This window comes from Pseudoflavonifractor sp. AF19-9AC (assembly GCF_003478995.1).
In the GTDB taxonomy this organism is placed as follows: Bacteria; Bacillota; Clostridia; order Oscillospirales; family Oscillospiraceae; genus Lawsonibacter.
This window is the reverse complement of record NZ_QUGI01000005.1, coordinates 1-16028: the sequence shown is the minus strand read 5'-3', so window position 1 is coordinate 16028 and position 16028 is coordinate 1. Positions and strand designations below refer to the sequence as shown.

General features: G+C 62.2%; 10 protein-coding genes. All 10 read right to left on the bottom strand.

Annotated elements, in window-relative coordinates; all coding sequences use genetic code 11:
• Positions 1-62: 62 nt before the first annotated feature.
• Entirely contained in the window at positions 63-2276 is a 2214-nt protein-coding gene (locus tag DWX58_RS09395) for a HAMP domain-containing sensor histidine kinase (RefSeq protein WP_118643266.1), read from the bottom strand.
• A gap of 2 nt (positions 2277-2278) precedes the next feature.
• Positions 2279-2950 carry a response regulator transcription factor gene (locus DWX58_RS09390; protein WP_118643264.1) on the bottom strand — a complete coding sequence of 224 codons (672 nt, stop codon included), beginning with the start codon at positions 2948-2950 and terminating at the stop codon, positions 2279-2281.
• A 261-nt stretch (positions 2951-3211) separates the two neighbouring features.
• Entirely contained in the window at positions 3212-6049 is a 2838-nt protein-coding gene (locus DWX58_RS09385; RefSeq protein WP_118643262.1) for an S-layer homology domain-containing protein, read from the bottom strand.
• Positions 6050-6595: 546 nt separating this feature from the next.
• Positions 6596-9112: an S-layer homology domain-containing protein gene (locus DWX58_RS09380; protein WP_158579241.1), complete on the bottom strand. Its 2517-nt coding sequence runs from the start codon at positions 9110-9112 to the stop codon at positions 6596-6598.
• A gap of 172 nt (positions 9113-9284) precedes the next feature.
• A complete protein-coding gene (locus tag DWX58_RS09375) occupies positions 9285-9788 on the bottom strand; it encodes a hypothetical protein (protein WP_118643258.1) in 504 nt (167 codons plus the stop codon).
• A 637-nt stretch (positions 9789-10425) separates the two neighbouring features.
• Positions 10426-11172: a hypothetical protein gene (locus DWX58_RS09370; protein ID WP_147382258.1), complete on the bottom strand. Its 747-nt coding sequence runs from the start codon at positions 11170-11172 to the stop codon at positions 10426-10428.
• Positions 11173-11486: 314 nt separating this feature from the next.
• Positions 11487-12641, bottom strand: coding sequence for an S-layer homology domain-containing protein (locus DWX58_RS09365; protein ID WP_118643254.1), 1155 nt, complete (start codon positions 12639-12641; stop codon positions 11487-11489).
• A gap of 49 nt (positions 12642-12690) precedes the next feature.
• Entirely contained in the window at positions 12691-13848 is a 1158-nt protein-coding gene (locus DWX58_RS09360) for an S-layer homology domain-containing protein (RefSeq protein WP_118643252.1), read from the bottom strand.
• Between the two features lie 62 nt (positions 13849-13910).
• Positions 13911-15068: an S-layer homology domain-containing protein gene (locus tag DWX58_RS09355; protein ID WP_118643250.1), complete on the bottom strand. Its 1158-nt coding sequence runs from the start codon at positions 15066-15068 to the stop codon at positions 13911-13913.
• Positions 15069-15104: 36 nt separating this feature from the next.
• Positions 15105-16028 (bottom strand): hypothetical protein (locus DWX58_RS09350; RefSeq protein WP_199648753.1); only part of this gene is annotated, 924 nt, incomplete at its 5' end.

Sequence of the window (16028 nt, the reverse complement as noted above, 5' to 3'; positions counted from 1 at the left end):
AATCAGATCCCGAGGCCTGCTTTCCCCTTGCAGTTTGGTTATGTGGTGCCGTGCTCCATGCATCAGATGGTAAAGCGGAACTCCACGCCTGACACGGTATTTCGCACCGAGCACTGGCCGCCATGCAGCTCTATGATATGCTTAGCTATGGCCAGCCCAAGCCCGGTCCCCCGGCCGGACCGGGACTCGTCCGCCCGGTAGAAGGTATCCCACACCTTATGAAGTGCTTCCTCTGGTAGCGGAGGGCTCTCATTCTCAATGGCAAACGAGGTTTTTCCTTTGCTGTTTTTGATTCTGACCGTAATGCGGCCGCCCTCCGGGGTGTATTGAACGGCATTTGCGGCAAAGTTCTCAATTACCTGGGCAATCCGGCTCTCATCCGCCACAACCGTAACCTCTTCCGGAACGTCAAAGGAAATGCGGAGGTCTTTTGCCCGTGCCTGGGCCTCCAGCCGTTCAAAAATGGACTTGGTCAAGGCAAGGATGGAGACATCATCCCGGGACAGCTTCACTCTGCCCGCCTCCAGGCGGCTGAGGTCCAGCATCTCCAGCACCATGCCGTCTATGCGCTCCGTCTCAGACAGGATGACGTCAATGTACTTGTCCCGCTTCTCCTCGGCGGCATGCTCCTTCAGCCCCTCTGCATAGCTGTGGATGACGGCCAGGGGCGTCTTCAGCTCATGGGCAATGCTGGACGTCATCTGCCGCCGGTTCTCCTCCGCCTCTCTGGCATACTCCAGGGCGGTGTTCAGCCGGGTAATCTCATTACTTTGCATACCCATCCGGTCGCTCCAGTTCCGCAATTCCTCCCGCAGAACCCGGCCCTCCCGCCACATCCACACGTCTTCTACGTTCTTCCAGCTCCGGCTGTCTCCGCTTCCCATGGCCTCCCCCACCTGTCGGACCGGCTTAATCAGGCAGCGCTGCACTCTGGCCCGCACCAGCAGAATCAGCCCGACGGCCAGCAGGAAGGTCAGAAGATACACCTGCCACAGCTCTTCCCCCGCCGTGCGCCAGGGGGAGCAGTACACGGCACTGACGGTATAAACCCAGACCGTTCCACTGTCCTCCCGGCCATGGTAGTAGGGGCTATAACGGAGTTCTCCATCCACCTCCATGCAGTAATTGACACTTGGTAAAATGAGGTCCAGTCCCTCATAGCGGGCCATGCGCTTCCACCCACCCGCCAGCCGGGGCCCCAGCTCTGAAACCAAGGTGTCCAGGCCGTCATACCCATTTCCCTGATAGAAAAAACCGGGGGATGGCTGTTCATAGCACACGTCGAACCAATCGGAGTAAAGCGTGATGACCTCCCCCTCCGAGGCGACAGCCTCCGGGTCCTCATAGAGGGAAATCCAGGGCAGGCCGGAATCCTGCACCAGGCCCGAGACTGTGTACGAGCCGGATCCTCTGGCCCGCAGAGCCTCATCAAACATCTCCCAGTCAATGGCTTCAACGGTCCGGGGGATCAATTCCACCCCGTCAAAGCTGCCGGTCAGCCGCAGCGCCCGGGCGTCAAGGGACAGGCTCCCGTCCTGCACTATCTCCCGCCCCGCCTGCGTCAGCTTGGCCCGGTCAAACAGGGCCCGGGCGTTGTTCCGGGAGCGCTCCTCCCGGCGGTTCCACTGCTCCTCCGTGAGGTACTCAAAGGTAAAGAAATCCTCCCAGCTGCAGGCCAGCAGATTGCCCTCCCCGTCGTAGACGGCGGCAGCTGACCAGGCCCGGTCCCGGTCCGGAAGCTTCAAGAAGCCTCCCGTTTCCTCCCCGGCAGCGCGGTATGTCTGGAAGGAATTGGCATGGCCTCCCTCCTCCACCGCTGCCCAAATCCGTGCGATGTCATAATTTTTGTAGGTGAGGTCGTGGCCCTTTCCCAGCCAGGGCGCAGCATTGCGTTCCGCCAGAGTGGATGCATAGTCCTCATAGGCGGCCAGATACCGCGCAGCGGCATATTCCGCCGCCACCGCCGTCACACAGTACATGGACACCCCCCAGGTTCCCAGCACCGCCAGGCTCACAAGTCCGGTGATGGCAGTCCGTGCAGCCACCCCCTTCCCGCTCTTTCCCTGTTTCCACCCAGCGAACAGGAGCAGGCCGCCAAGCAGCACCTTTCCCAAGGCCCAAACCAACGGGTGATGCACCAGCTGCTGCAAAAGGCCGGCCCCCTCGTAATAGGAGCTCAGGCTCCGGTCAGCGCCGGCATAGCGCCAACCATCCCATATGGCCCAGAGTATCAGCGCACCGGCAGCAAGCCAGAATCCTCTGCCGATTTTCTTCACCGTCACCCCTCCAATCGATACCCCGCCTTAATGACCGTCTTGATGCAGGCGGCATGCTCCCCCAGTTTCTCCCGCAGGCGCTTGATGTGGGTGTCCACCGCCCGGCTCTCTCCCTCGTAGTCGCAGCCCCAGCATCGGATGAGCAGCTGCTCCCGGCTCAGCACCAGGCCCTTGTTCTGCATCAGGCAGCGGAGAAGGGCAAATTCCTTGGGAGTCAGCGCCACCTCCCGCTTGCCGGCAAACACCCGCTGCCGGGCCAGGTCCAGGGTAATGCCCCCCGCCTCCATCCGGTCGCCGGAGAGGACATTGCGCTCGTTGCGTTTGATGAGGGCGATGAGCTTGGCGTAAAGCACCGACATGGTGAAGGGCTTGGTCACATAGTCGTCCGCCCCCAGCTCATAGCCCAGCAGCTTGTCCTCCTCATCAGACAGCGCCGTCAACAGGATGATGGGAACATCGTTGTCCCGCCGTACCGCCCGGCATACGGACAGCCCGTCCAGTCTGGGCATCATAATGTCCAGAAGCACCGCGTCAAAGTTCTCTTCTTCCAGCCGCTCCAGCGCCTGCATCCCGTCCTGTGCCTCCACAGGGCGCTCTCCCCGACTGCTCAGATAGTCGCACAGCACCTCCCGCAGCTTGGGCTCGTCCTCCACTATCAAAATTTTATGTGCCATCCTTCTCCCCCCTTTGCCCACAGTATAGAACTCCCATTTGTATTTTCTGTGTCAACGCCCTGGAAATCGCCTGTTCTATCCCCAGTCTGAGGGAATCTTTCTGCAAAGTCAACTGCAATTTTCTGTCCGGATGGGTGGTTTCGCCCAGGCCGCCTTTCCATGTTCCCTATACACAGAGAACCCCCGCCCTTTTTGGCCAAAAGGGCGGGGGGAATGCTGCCGCGCAGCGTGAAATGATTGGATTCACCCGTGCAGGGAGCGTTATCCCTGGCGCAGCTGGTCCAGCCGCATGAGCATGACAGCCGCCTGGGCCCGGGTGGCAAGTCCGGTGGGCGAGATGGTGGTGGCGCTGGTGCCGGACATAATGCCGTTGGTCACCGCCCAGGCCATGGCATTCACGGCGTAGGCGGAGATGGACCCCCGGTCGCTGAACTGGCTGAGTACCGTGTCATCCTTCTTCGTGGAAGCTCCGGTGTGGGCGGCAAAGTTATAGAGCATGGCGGCAAACTGTTCCCGGGTGATGCTGCCGTCCGGGTTGGTGCCGTCGCTGATGCCGTTGGCCATGGCCCAGTCCCGGCCATTCTGATACCAGGGATCACCGGGCTTGGCCGTTCCGGTGTAGCCGTCCATGCGGGCCAGCACCGTCCAGAGCATGGCCCGGGTCATGGTGCCGTCCGGGGAGAAGGTTCCCGCTCCGGTTCCGGAGAAGTAGCCCCGCTCCACGGCGTAGCCGATGGCCTCGCTGGCCCAGTGGGAGGCGGACACGTCGGAGAAGGAGGGCTTGTCGGTCTGCTCCGTGGAATCGCCGGGGAGCAGACCGCCCTCCAGCACCTGGGTGAGGGTGTCCACCCGCTCAATTTCCGGCGGGAGCAGGGCGTCGGAGTTGGCGTTGTTGCCCACCGCCCAGATGGTGCCGTCGGTTTTCAAAATCATGGTCGTGGCGTTTACGTTGCTCACATCGGCCACGTCGGAGATATTGACCCGCTTGGGGATATCCTGGTAGGGCATGGTGCCTGCGTTCTCCCCAAAGATGGAGGAGCTGAGCTCATATTCCCGGTTGCCCCCCTGGTAGCCCAGCTGATTGTAGGTGTTGACGCCCCAGCTGTACAGGCTGCCGTCCTCGGTCAGGGCAAACACGGAGGGCACCACGGCCCGGCCCACGTTTTCTCCCCAGACATTGGCCACGTTGTCCATCACCTTGACCGGCCCGTTCAGGACCTGGGAGCCCGTTCCGCTGATGCCGAAGTCGTTGCTGCGTCCCCAGTACCACAGCTCCCCGTTTTCCAGGATCGCCATATAGCCGGAGACAAAGCGGACCTTCTCCAGCGGGGCCCGCTCCAGCGCGGGGGCGCTGCCCCCCTCCCAGGCATAGACTGTACCGTCGTTTTTCAGTATGATGCCGGTTACGCCATCGTAGCTGACCTGCTTGGCGTCGCCGGTGACATAGACGGGGTCCAGACCCTGGACACACCAGACCGTCCCGTCGTTCTTCAGGGCCATAAAGCCGCTCAGCTGTTTGACCCCGGTCAGGAGCTGGGTGGGCTCCTTGGTGGTGATGGTGGGCAGCTTGGTCCTGCCCCAGCCGCACAGGGTGCCATCGGCCTTCAGGGCAAAAAAGTCCGTGCCCAGCTGGCTCACCGCCACATAGCCGGAGCCCACCGTCTCCAGCTTCTCATCCCAGTCGTCCGCCTTGGCCGAGCCCCAGACCGCCAGGGTGCCGTCGGCCAGAATCGCCATCTGGCTGGAGAGGGTATGGTTGCCGCCGCCCGCGGGAAGGGTCCCCTCCCCCTGGCCGGGGTCCGGTTCGGGTTCGGGCTCGGGCTCCGGCTGCTGGCCGGCCTCGCTCTTGTGGGCGGTCACGCCGCTGCTGTCCAGGGTATAGAACACCGGGGCAGAGTCGTCGGTGACGTACCACACCACGCCGCTGCGGTAGGGAATGGGCTGGCAGTCGGACAGGGGCGCCTGGGCGGTCCGGGTCTGACCGGGCACGCCGTCGGCCCCGTAGGAGAGGTAGTAGAGGGTGTCGTTGACGGTGTAGTTGTCCTTTCCGTTCCACAGCAGATAGCCGCCATTCAGGCCGGTGGGAGCCAGCACAGGGGTGGTGCTGCCGCCGCTCTGGGTGATCTGATAGTCCCGGCCCTTGCCGGTGGCAATGTCCATGGCCTGGAGGTAGACGTTTCGGGGCCCGGTGCCCGCCTCGCCGTCATAGTTGTAGGCCATCATGTAGCAGCTGCTGGTCTCCGCCAGGCCGCCCACGGAGGCGCCGGTGGTGTTGGCGCCCACCGCACCGGCAAAGGAACGCTGCAGACCCACGCTGCACCAGGCTCCATAGCCCGAGCCGGAGAATTTCCCCGTGCCCGCGTCGGCGTAGTAGCGCATGAAGGTCATGGCCCGGGGATAGGCGTCCCCGTGGTCCAGGGTGACGATCCGGCCCTCCTCGTCCACCAGGATAAACTGGTTGAAGGAGTGGCTCACATAGCCGTAGTCGGTGTTCATCACCTTATAGTAGGAGTCGGTGACGGTCATGTCGCTCTGGCGCACCGCCATGGTCAGGTTGGCCTGGTGGTTCAGTCCGTCGCTGCTGGTGTACATTTCATGGCAGGTGCGGATGTACAGATACCCGCCGTACTCGTCCATGCGCAGGGAGCCCGCGTCAAAGGGCACGGTGGTGTTGGCCCCGTACAGGCTGGCCTGGCCCAGGCGCTGCCAGTCCTTGGAATACTTTACCACCCGGATGACCTCGGTGCGGTCGCTCTCCGTGGGGTTTTTCTGGCCAAACACAAAGAAGTTGTAGTCCGCCCCGGCAAAAAAGCCGCCCCAAATGGACAGCTCCATGGGGATGGTCCGGCCGGACTGGAACACAAAGTCGGAGGAATAGTCCTCCACCACGATCTGGCCGCCGGTGTACTCCACCCGGGTCAGGCCGCCGGCCCGGTTTTCCATCAAATAGGAATTTACCGGCGTGGACCAGACGGAATAGTCCTGATCGTTCCGGTTGTCCGATTCCACAGGTGCGCTCCCCGCCGCTGCGGTGGGAATCGTCACCAGGGACAGGGCAAGCGCCCCGGTCAGCAGCAGCGATATCAGTCGGTTTTTCATCACATAGTCTCCTTTCCGATTGAGTGGTTCCATGCAAATTCCATCCAGATCTCCCGCCATCCTGGATGGCGGAGTTTTTATCCTCCCCCTTTTTGTTTGCTGTCCCCTTGCCTGCCGGGGGCAGGCCGGACCATAGCGGTTTCATTTGGTCTTATGGTTTTGAAGCGGCGCGCCCCTCCAATGCCGGGTCAGCAAACCCGCCCAGCTTGGGGCGCGCCGGCAAAGCTGGCCAAAGCACGGCTCTTCCTCCCTGCCCAAATGATCGTCTACAAGTATGTAGAACCAGATACCCAGGGCTTGGTTTTATCAAATTCAAAAATTTTTCCCGCACACCGGGCCGCCGTCCGGGCCCGGTCCTTCTGCTGCTTCCGGGCGGTGAGCTGTATGTATAACTTTACCTTACCGCTTGAAGGGGGCAGAAAAAAGCACACCGGGCAGAAAAATTTCTGCCCGGTGTGCGCTGACGGTCAAAAAGTTCCTGAGCGAGGCGTTTCGTTCCGGAATGGGCGGGGGGAGCTCGAGGGGGCGGCAGCCATTTTCAAGCTCTTATTCCCCCGTGGGATAGCCGATGGTGACCCGGAAGATTCTGGTCTCAGCGGTGCCGGTTTGGTAACTGACCCAGTAGTCCTCCCCGGCGGTGTAGCCGTCGAAGGAGTAGGCGGACCCGCGGGTGCTGTCCCCCACCGTCTTACAGGCCTCCCGGAGATAGCCCATCTGGACGTCATCCTCGTACTGGAACAAAAGCTCCGTCTCCCCCGCCCGGATAGCCTCCTGAATGCGGGCGATGTAGTCCTTCACCGCTGTCTCCGGGTCCAGCTGGGGCTGGTTCAGATAGCGAATTTGGACGAGGAACTCGTTGGTGCCCGAGCGGATGGAGGTCTTGAGGATTTCGTAGTCCGTGCCCGCCGCCAAGCCGCCGGGGGTGGTGTGGCCATTCCCCTTGGCCGCGGTGGCCGCCTGGGAGGCGTAGTACCAGGGCTGGTCGGGCCGGTCGGCGTAGTGGGTGGGCTGGAGCAGGATCTCCAGTTCCCCGGCGTCAATGGCCGCGTCGATCTGGTCCAGATACCGCTGTTTCTCCGCCGCGGCCCACTTTTTGTTGGTGAGGCTCACCGCCCCGCCGGACTTGACGCTGATGGTATAGTCATCCCGATAGGTATATCCGCCAAAGGAATATCCGCTCTCCGACATGACCTTGACGGCGGCCTTGACCGCCCCGTCGGTGTAGCCGGTGAGGGTCACCGTCTTGGTGTAGCAGTCCATGTCGGCGATGGCCTTCTCCAGGATGGGCACGATCTCCGCCCGGGCGGTGGCCTCGTCCTGGGTCTGCTGCTGCTCCTGCTCCGCCTTGGCCTCATCCCGGCGGCGCTGCTGCTCCGCGGCCACGTCAGCGCGGCGGAACTCGAACTGCATCTTCTGGGCGCTGAAGGAGCCATAGGCAAACTCCGGATGTTGGGCGATGATTGCGTCCATTACCTCCTGGCGGTACTTGGACAGGGTGTTGGAATCAAAGCCGGTCTTGGAGAGGTCGATGGTGAAGTACAGCCTGTCACTGAGCTGCTCATCGGTGAAGGCCTGGAGCTCCGCCTGGGTCCAGGTGGGGACCCCAGCCAGGGCGGGGGCACAGGCGGCCAGAATGGCGTCCACCTGCTTCTGCCGCTCCTCGGCCATGTCCTGGTCCGTGGAGTCCATCAGGTCCTCATCATACTTGGTGCTGGTGCAGGTGTGGAGCTCCTCCCAGTTCCGGTGGCTGCGGCTGACCATCACCTTGTCGCTTTTCAGGAAGTAGTCGTAACGGACATAGTCGCCTCCCCGGGTGGTGGGGTCGTCCCAGGTGGTGTCCACGTGGTACCACGCTCCGTCCACCTGCACCAGGTTCCAGGCGTGGTAGCCCCCGGCGTAGCCGGTGATGGTCTCGCAGGGGATGTGGGCGGCCTCCAGCAGGATCTCGTAGGCCTTGGCGTAGCCGCCGCACACGGCGGTCCCCTTCAGCAGGGCCCCCTCGGCCTGGTAGGAGACAAAGGGCATGTTGCCGATGTCCACCCGGTAGTCGTAGTCACAGTGGGTGACCAGATAGTCGTGGAGGGTCTTGACCACGTCATAGTCGCTCATTCCGGCGGTGATGAGCTTCCCCACCACCCGGTCAGCTTCCGCCAGGGCCGCGTCGGAGACGTAACGCCAGTCGCTGGAGGCCACTGTGGTATCAGAGACGGTGGTGCTGGAATAGTACACCGCCAGGGTCTTGGCAATCTGTCCGTCCTGCTCATAGGCGTTCAGACTGGTGATGCCGTAGGGGTTGGCCCCGTTCAGGTCGGCAATCTCCAGGGCCAGCTGCTCCGCCTGGGAGGCCTCCAGGCCAAAGGCGCTGATGTCAATGGCGGACTTCCGGTCCAAAAAGCCGGTGGTGATGGCCAGGGTGGCCCCCTCCCGGTTGTCCAGGACCGGCTTCTCCGGGCCTGTGGGCTTCTGGGTGGTCTCCTCCCCGTCTCCCAGTTGCTTCCACAGGCAGTAGACCACGTCGGACCGGGGGCAGGAGGCCCCGGCGGAGAAGGTCAGCTCCTGGGTCAGCCCGGCGGACTGGGCCCACCGGACGGCGGCCTCCGACCAGTTGCCGGGGCCGGGGTCCTCCCGGGCCGCCCGGCAGAGGAAGAGGAAAATCTGGTCATAGGCCAGGGGGAGGTCGGGGCCGAACTGGGTGGCGCTCACTCCGGCGGTGATGCCGTTTTCCACCGCCCAGAGCACGGGCTTGTAGTAAAAGAGGGCGGGGCTGGTCACATCCTCAAAGGGGGAGGTGCTGGACTTGGGCTCGGGCCAGCCGGCGGCGGCCCACAGGAAGGTCACCGCCTGGCCCCGGGTGACGGTGTCCCCGGGGGAGAAAGTGGTGTCCGAGGTGCCGGCGGTGACGCCATGCTCCACCGCCCACTCCACCGCGTCGGCGTAGTAGGCCGTCTCGCTCACGTCCCGGAAGCCACCCACTGCCGCCGCTCCGGCGGGAATCGTGGCCGCTCCCGCCAGCAGGACGGCGGACAGAGCCAGGGCAGAAATTCGTTTGATCCATCGTTTCATAGGAATGCTCCTTCCATTTTGTATTCTGATTCTTAGTGCCAAAACAGAAGCAATCGGTTTTACTCGCTCAGAAGTTTTTGAGGATTTTTGGTTCCCCGAAGCGGCGGGAGGAAAAAGAAAAAGCCTGCGCTGCGGAAGAGTGACCAGCAGCGCGGGCTTTGTACAGATCCCGTCACTTGCGGGACATGCTGTTGATGGCATCCACCAGTCGGTCGGTGGACTTTTCGGTGTGGACACGGACGTTGGTGTCGCTGTAGCGGTTGGCGATCATGGCCTGGATGCCGGAGCAGATCTGCTCGGCCTTATCCTTTTCCAGGAAAATAATGGGGATCAGGTAGTCGTTGCCGGCCACGGTGATGTACACGGCCGTCTGCAGCGAACCCAGCACCATCAGCACGCCCACCGCGGTAAAAATCAGGGCAAGCAGGAGGCTGGAGCTCAGAGAGCCCAATCCCATAATGGTGATGAGTACGCCCCACAGCAGCGAGCCCAGCGTGACTTTGAAGTTGGAGTTGACCGAGGAGACCTGCTCCACGGGGAACGTCTTATTCAGAGAGCCCAGGGGAATGAGCTTCAGAATGGTGTTGGGGCAAGAGATGTTCACAAAATTATTGTCGCACTTCACATGCCCCTTCAAGTAAAACGTGAGGTAGGAGGTGATGAACGATACTTCCATACAGGAATGACCTTGCCTTTCTTGATATCATGTAGTTCGACCCAACGGGGATAACAGATTCCGTCCTGAGACGGGGCCGGCCGGATCAGTCAGCCGGGGAGGATTCCGAGAAGCACGGCACAAAATGCCAAAAAATTCTCTGGAGCATCCTCATTGTAAAAAAATGGTACAATCCACCAAACAGTCTCTGTGCAGCCCCCCAACGGTGCCCGGGCATGGGTATTCCATCCCCCAGGCAAATTCCAGTTGGGGCGAACAAAAGGGCTGTGCAGGTATAGTAATCCCTGCACAGCCCTAATTCAGCACACAAAGCCCATTGCACATTTCCCCTTGTAAAACGGAGAAAGTACCATTATAATGGGAGTGGCGCAGTAATCCTGCTGTGTGGGAGGTCTCGTCTCCTGCATAGGGACATGAGGGATGGCCGTCCCTCATGTCCTGCCCTTTTTATTCGCCTTGGTCACATTGTACTGCATAATATTTGGAAGTGCAAGGGTTTTTTCCCACGGTCCGGCTCTGTCCGGGCCGTTTTTGTCTGTTTCGGCCCCAAATGCCGGCTCCATATCCGTTTTGGCGGGAGAACTCGGGGGGAGCGCGGGAAACCGGCGCTGTGATGGCTCTGTCCATGGGCTGAAGGTCAGTCGCCCGCCTTGGCGATGTACAGGCTGAGCAGGCCCACGCCCAGAGGCATCAGAACCAGTTCCCAGGTGGCGCCGGGCTGACCGATCACCCGAGCCAGCAGCATGAGCAGGGCCAGGATGAGCACCAGAATGCCCATGACCAGGAAGGTGGTGCCTTCCCCCTTGACCCGGCAGCGGACCTCAGCGGCCAGCATGGCGGCAAAGCGCCGATAGCCCTGGGTTTTGAACTCCACGTAGTAGAGGATGAGGGCGGGCAGCAGACTCAGGGCAAAGCCGTTGGCGGCGTAGCTCAGCATGGTCTCCATCGTGGCCATTCCCCAGCTCAGGGACATGCACTGGCCGATGAGAGCGGTCACCAGGGTGGAGAGCAGCATATAGCGCTTCCAGGGGGCATGGGAGGTGGCCCGGGTCTCCTTGATGTCCCGGAGCAGCATCCCTGCCAGGATGACCAGAAGGACGGTGAGGGCGGGGCCCTCCATGGAGAAGCCGCCCTGATAGGCCTGGATCATCTCACGAATGGTATAGGGCCACGACAGCAGCACCAATCCTCCCACCAGCAGCACCAATCCCACATACAGCACCGTGCCCACAAGGGCGAGAATCAGGGCGACACCGCTCAGGGACTTCAGGTCCCAGAAGGTCCTGTTCTGCCGCTCCCGCTCCCACCACTCTTTCCGCTCTTGATCCACTCGTGCCTGATCGTTGGCCCGACGCAATTCCTCCCGAAACTCTCCTCTTGTCATACCCCTTTGCCCGCGGCGGATGTTTTTCCACTCCGCGGACTTCCTCCTCTCTGCTTGATTTACGCCTCCGGGCGCCTCGTTCTGTCATATAGTGCCGGCTGGGTTTCATTCGGTTTTATGGGGTTCAAAATTTTTTTGGATTTTTTAAAAATTTTTCCACTGGCCCGAAACTGCCCACGCTTTTCATTTTATGTAAACTAATACAGGCGCGTTCCCCGGGAAATCCCCTTGTCCGGGCATAAAAAGGAGCGATGCAGGCGGATTGCCTGCATCGCTCCTTCATGTCATCTGAACTTGGATGGGTCCGGGCCGCTTCAGCGCCCCATGACCCGGGCCATCTGCACCATGGTAACGGCCACCTGGGCCCGGGTGGCGGTGGCCAGGGGCAGGAATCGGTTGCCGTCCGCACCGGACATAAGTCCCATCTGGTAGACGGCGGTAACGCCGTCGGCGGCGTAATCTGCCACGTCACCGGAGTCCACAAAGCTGGGCACCTGGCTGTTCACTGGCTGCCCGGGATGGTCATACCGCTCCAGGAAGTTTCCGAAGAGGGCGGCCATGTCCTGACGGGTGATGGGGGCGGTGGGGTTAAAGTGCTCCTGCATGCCCGCAGGGATGAGGGGCCGGGCCCACTGCACGTAGGTGTCGTACCAGGCCCCACCGGTGACGGGGGTAAGAGTCTCCCCGGAGAACTGGCTGAGGACGGTGAGGAACTCCGCGTAGGTCATGCTGGCCTCGGGGGCAAAGGTACCGTCTCCGGTCCCGGCGAACAGTCCCTTCTCCGCCGCCGTCTCCACAAAGGTGTAGTACCAGGCGTCGGGGGACACGTCAGTGAAGGTGGGGCCGGACTGAACCTCCACACCGGTAATCTGGCAGTAGAGGTCCAGGGCCTCCTGGGTGGTGATCCAGTAGCACCCGTCATCGGCGTAAAACAGAGTCATGGGGACGCTGTATTCATAGTCATACCGCTCGTCCGTCCCCAGCCCGAACCGGGCGCTGGAATTGCCCAGCAGGTCGTTGTCGTTTATGCCCTCGACCTGGATGGTGCCGTCCTGCTGAACGTTATAATAGTGGCACCGCAGCATCCCCAGGGCGGAGTACTCCTCGGTCTCCATGACCTGCTTGTCATCAGTGAACACCCGGCCGTCCGGGGTGGTGGAGTAGCCGATACACCCCAGCTCCACCAGGATGGTGTGCAGCATCTGGGTCTCCCCGTCGTGGGGGTCGGTAAAGGGGACGTCACCCCCCAGGCTGGCGGAGGTGAGGGTGACCACCACCCCGTAGTCCGCCGTGGTAAAGGTAACCTGGCCGTTGGCCTGGGCGACGGTGCCCTGGCTTTCTTTTTCGTCAATGACCCGGCCGCCTGCCCCATTTCCGAAGGTCTCCGCCTCCGCCGTGCCGCAGCCCAGCCCCAGGACCAGGGCGGCAGATAAAAGGAGGCTGAGCCCCCTGGACCATGTCTTTCTCACGTTCTCTCCCTCCCGTCTATCTTCACTTTCAACACTTCGCTTTCAACTCTCATTTCCCCATGACTCTTGCCATCTGCACCATGGTGACGGCCACCTGCGCCCGGGTGGCGGTGGCCAGGGGCAGGAAGCGGTTGCCGTCCGCACCGGACATAAGGCCCATCTGGTAGACGGCCGTGACGCCGTCGGCAGCGTAGTCCGCTACGTCACCGGTGTCCACAAAGCTGGGGACCTGGTTGTTCACCGGCTGCCCGGGATGGTCATACCGCTCCAGGAAGTTTCCAAAGAGGGCGGCCATGTCCTGGCGGGTGATGGGGGCGGTGGGGTTAAAGTGCTCCTTCATGCCCTCAGGGATGAGGGGCTGGGCCCACTGCACATAGGTGTCGTACCATGCCCCGCCGGTGACGGGGGTGAGGCTCTCCCCGGAAAACTGGCTGAGCACGGTGAGAAACTCTGCGTAGGTCATGCTGGCCTCGGGGGCAAAGGTACCGTCCCCGGTGCCGGCAAAGAGACCCTTCTCCGCCGCCATCTCCACAAAGCTATAATACCAGGCGTCGGGAGACACATCGCTGAAGGTAGGCTGCTCCGGCGCGCCCGTCTCCTCAATGCCGGTAAGGCTGGTGAAGAGGTCCAGAGCCTCCTGGGTGACCATCCAGTAGCGGCTGTCATCGCCGTAGAAGGTGCACATCACCAGGCTGTACTCCTGGAAGTAGCCCACATCCACACCAAACCCGGCGTAGACGTTGCCCATGGCCGTGGCACCGCTGTAACCAATCCGCTGAATGGTGCCGTCACTCTTTACTCCGAACAGGCAAAACTCCAGCACCCCCAGTTCCGCAAATTCCTCATCCCCGTCGTACACCTTGCCATCGGGGGTGATGGCATAGGCGATGCAGCCGGGCTCCACGATAATGGTTTTCAGGTCGGCCTGCTCCTCAATGGGGTAGGGCCCCGGCTCCGGGAAGGAAACCCTTCCCCCAAAGTGGGCGGAGGTATAGGTAATGACGGTGCCGTCGGGCTGGGTGATGATCACCATGCCCGACTCCTGGGTAAGGGCCCCCTGGCTCTGGTCCAGCGGCTCATGGCTGCTGGACGTGCTGCCCGCCCCGCCGGGCATGTCCCCATAGGCTCCCGCTGTGCCGCAGCCCAGCCCCAGGACCAGAGTGGCGGACAAGAGAAGGCTGAGCCCCCTGGACCATGTTCTTCTCATGCTCTTTCCTCCCGTCTATCTTCACGCTCAACTCTTCGCTCTCAACTCTTCGCTCTCAACTCTCATTTCCCCATGACCCGTGCCATCTGCACCATGGTGACGGCCACCTGGGCCCGGGTGGCGGTAGCCAGGGGCAGGAATCGGTTGCCATCCGCACCGAACATAAGGCCCATCTGGTAGACCGCGGTGACACCCTCGGCAGCGTAGTCTGCCACGTCACCGGAGTCCACAAAGCTGGGGACCTGGTCGTTCACCGGCTGCCCGGGGTGGTCATACCGCTCCAGGAAGTTTCCAAAGAGGGCGGCCATGTCCTGACGGGTGATGGGAGCGGTGGGATTAAAGTGCTCCTTCATACCCTCAGGGATGAGGGGCTGGGCCCACTGCACATAGGTGTCGTACCAGGCCCCGCCGGTGACGGGGGTGAGGGTCTCCCCGGAGAACTGGCTGAGGACGGTGAGAAACTCCGCGTAGGTCATATTGGCCTCGGGGGCGAAGGTGCCGTCTCCGGCCCCGGCGAACAGGCCCTTCTTTGCCGCCGTCTCCACGAAGGTGTAGTACCAGGCGTCGGGAGACACGTCGGTAAAGGTGGGTTTCTCCGGCGCGCCCGTCTCCTCAATGCCGGTGAGGCTGGTAAAGAGGTCCAGAGCCTCCCGGGTGGTGATCCAGTAGCACCCGTCGTCGGCGTAGAAGAAGGTAATAAAGACGCTGTAACCCCACAGATTGCCGTCCAGGCCGAAGCGGGCATAGGTGTTGCCCAGCAGGTCATAGTCGTTCATTCCCTCAATGGCCAGGGTTCCGTCGGCCTGCACGCCGTAGTGATGGCAGAGCAGCCGCCCATAGTTTTCGTAATCGCCGGGTCCGCCCATATCCGCGTATCCCTCATCCTCTGCGGTATGGACCTGGCCGTCGGCCGAGGTGGCATAGGCGATACAGCCCGGCTTGGCGATGATAGTCTTCAGCGTCACCGTCTCCCCGGACCAGGGGTCGGGGAAGGACACGGTTCCCCCGAACTCGGCGGAGGTAAGGGTAATCTCTGTGCCGTAGGAGAGGGCCACATGGACCATATCCCCCTCCTGCCGCACCGCGCCCTGGCTCTGGTCCTCCGGAATGACGGAGCCCCCGGCGTCGCCCGATGCCTCCGCTCCCGCAGAGACGCACAGCAGCCCCCCGCAGAGAGCCGCGGTCAGCAGCAGGGCCAAACACTTCTTGATCTGTTTCATCACACATCTTCCTTTCTCATTTCACACAGCTTCCGGTCAGCCAATGCGGACAAACCGATAGTGGGACAGATTGGCGGTGGAGAGATTCAGCTTTGCATCCGTTGCGGTGGGCTGGTCCACCACATTGAGGCCCAGCATCAGCCCGTCGTAGTCCGCCGGGGCGCGGACGGTCAGGGTGATCTGATACACCAGGTCAGAGTGAATTTCATAGGTGTAGTCCGGGTTCTCGCTCTCCACCCAGTTGCTGCCGGCGTCGGCCAGCTTCTGGGAGCTGGCCTTGCCGGTGATGGTAAAGCTCTTCCCGTCATGCTCCCCGGTGACGGAGGCGCTGTCGCTGGCCGGTCCTTCGGCCCCGTCCAGATGGGGCGTAAAGTAGGTAGTGCCGGTGTAGTAGTCACAGAGGCTGTAGCCCTCAAACCAGATTACATAGGGGGCGGTGGAGGGCTCGGCCTTGGTGGTGGCCATGTGGCACTTGGTGGTCACATTGTAGCGGATGGTGTGGGTCACATAGCCCTCCCCGTCCGGCCCGCTGGTGGAAACGGAAGGCGCGGCGACGGTGCAGGTGGAGGGCAGGGCCGTCACCTCCGGGTCATTGCTCAACGTGAGGGCGGGCAGATTGGAGTAGGTGGCGGGAGAGCCGATGCTCAGCCCCCGGGCCACCGCGAAGGGTGTCGCCTCCGGTTCTGGTTCCGGTTCGGGCTCGGGTTCAGGCTCCGGTTCCGGCTCCGGCTCTGTGGTCGGTTCGGGTTCCGGCTCCTGCTCAGGCTCGGGCTCCGGCTCGGGTTCCGGTTCCACCACCTCCGGAAGGGGCTGGAGGTCCGGCTGGGGGTCCACCACCTCCACCACAGGGGGCGGAGCGGCCTCCTCCCGGTTCATCAGAGTGGTGATCCCGGCTGTGGCTCCGCCCACCGCAATGACCCCGGCCAGAAGGCCGGCGGCCACCTTGGTGGAGATGCCGGC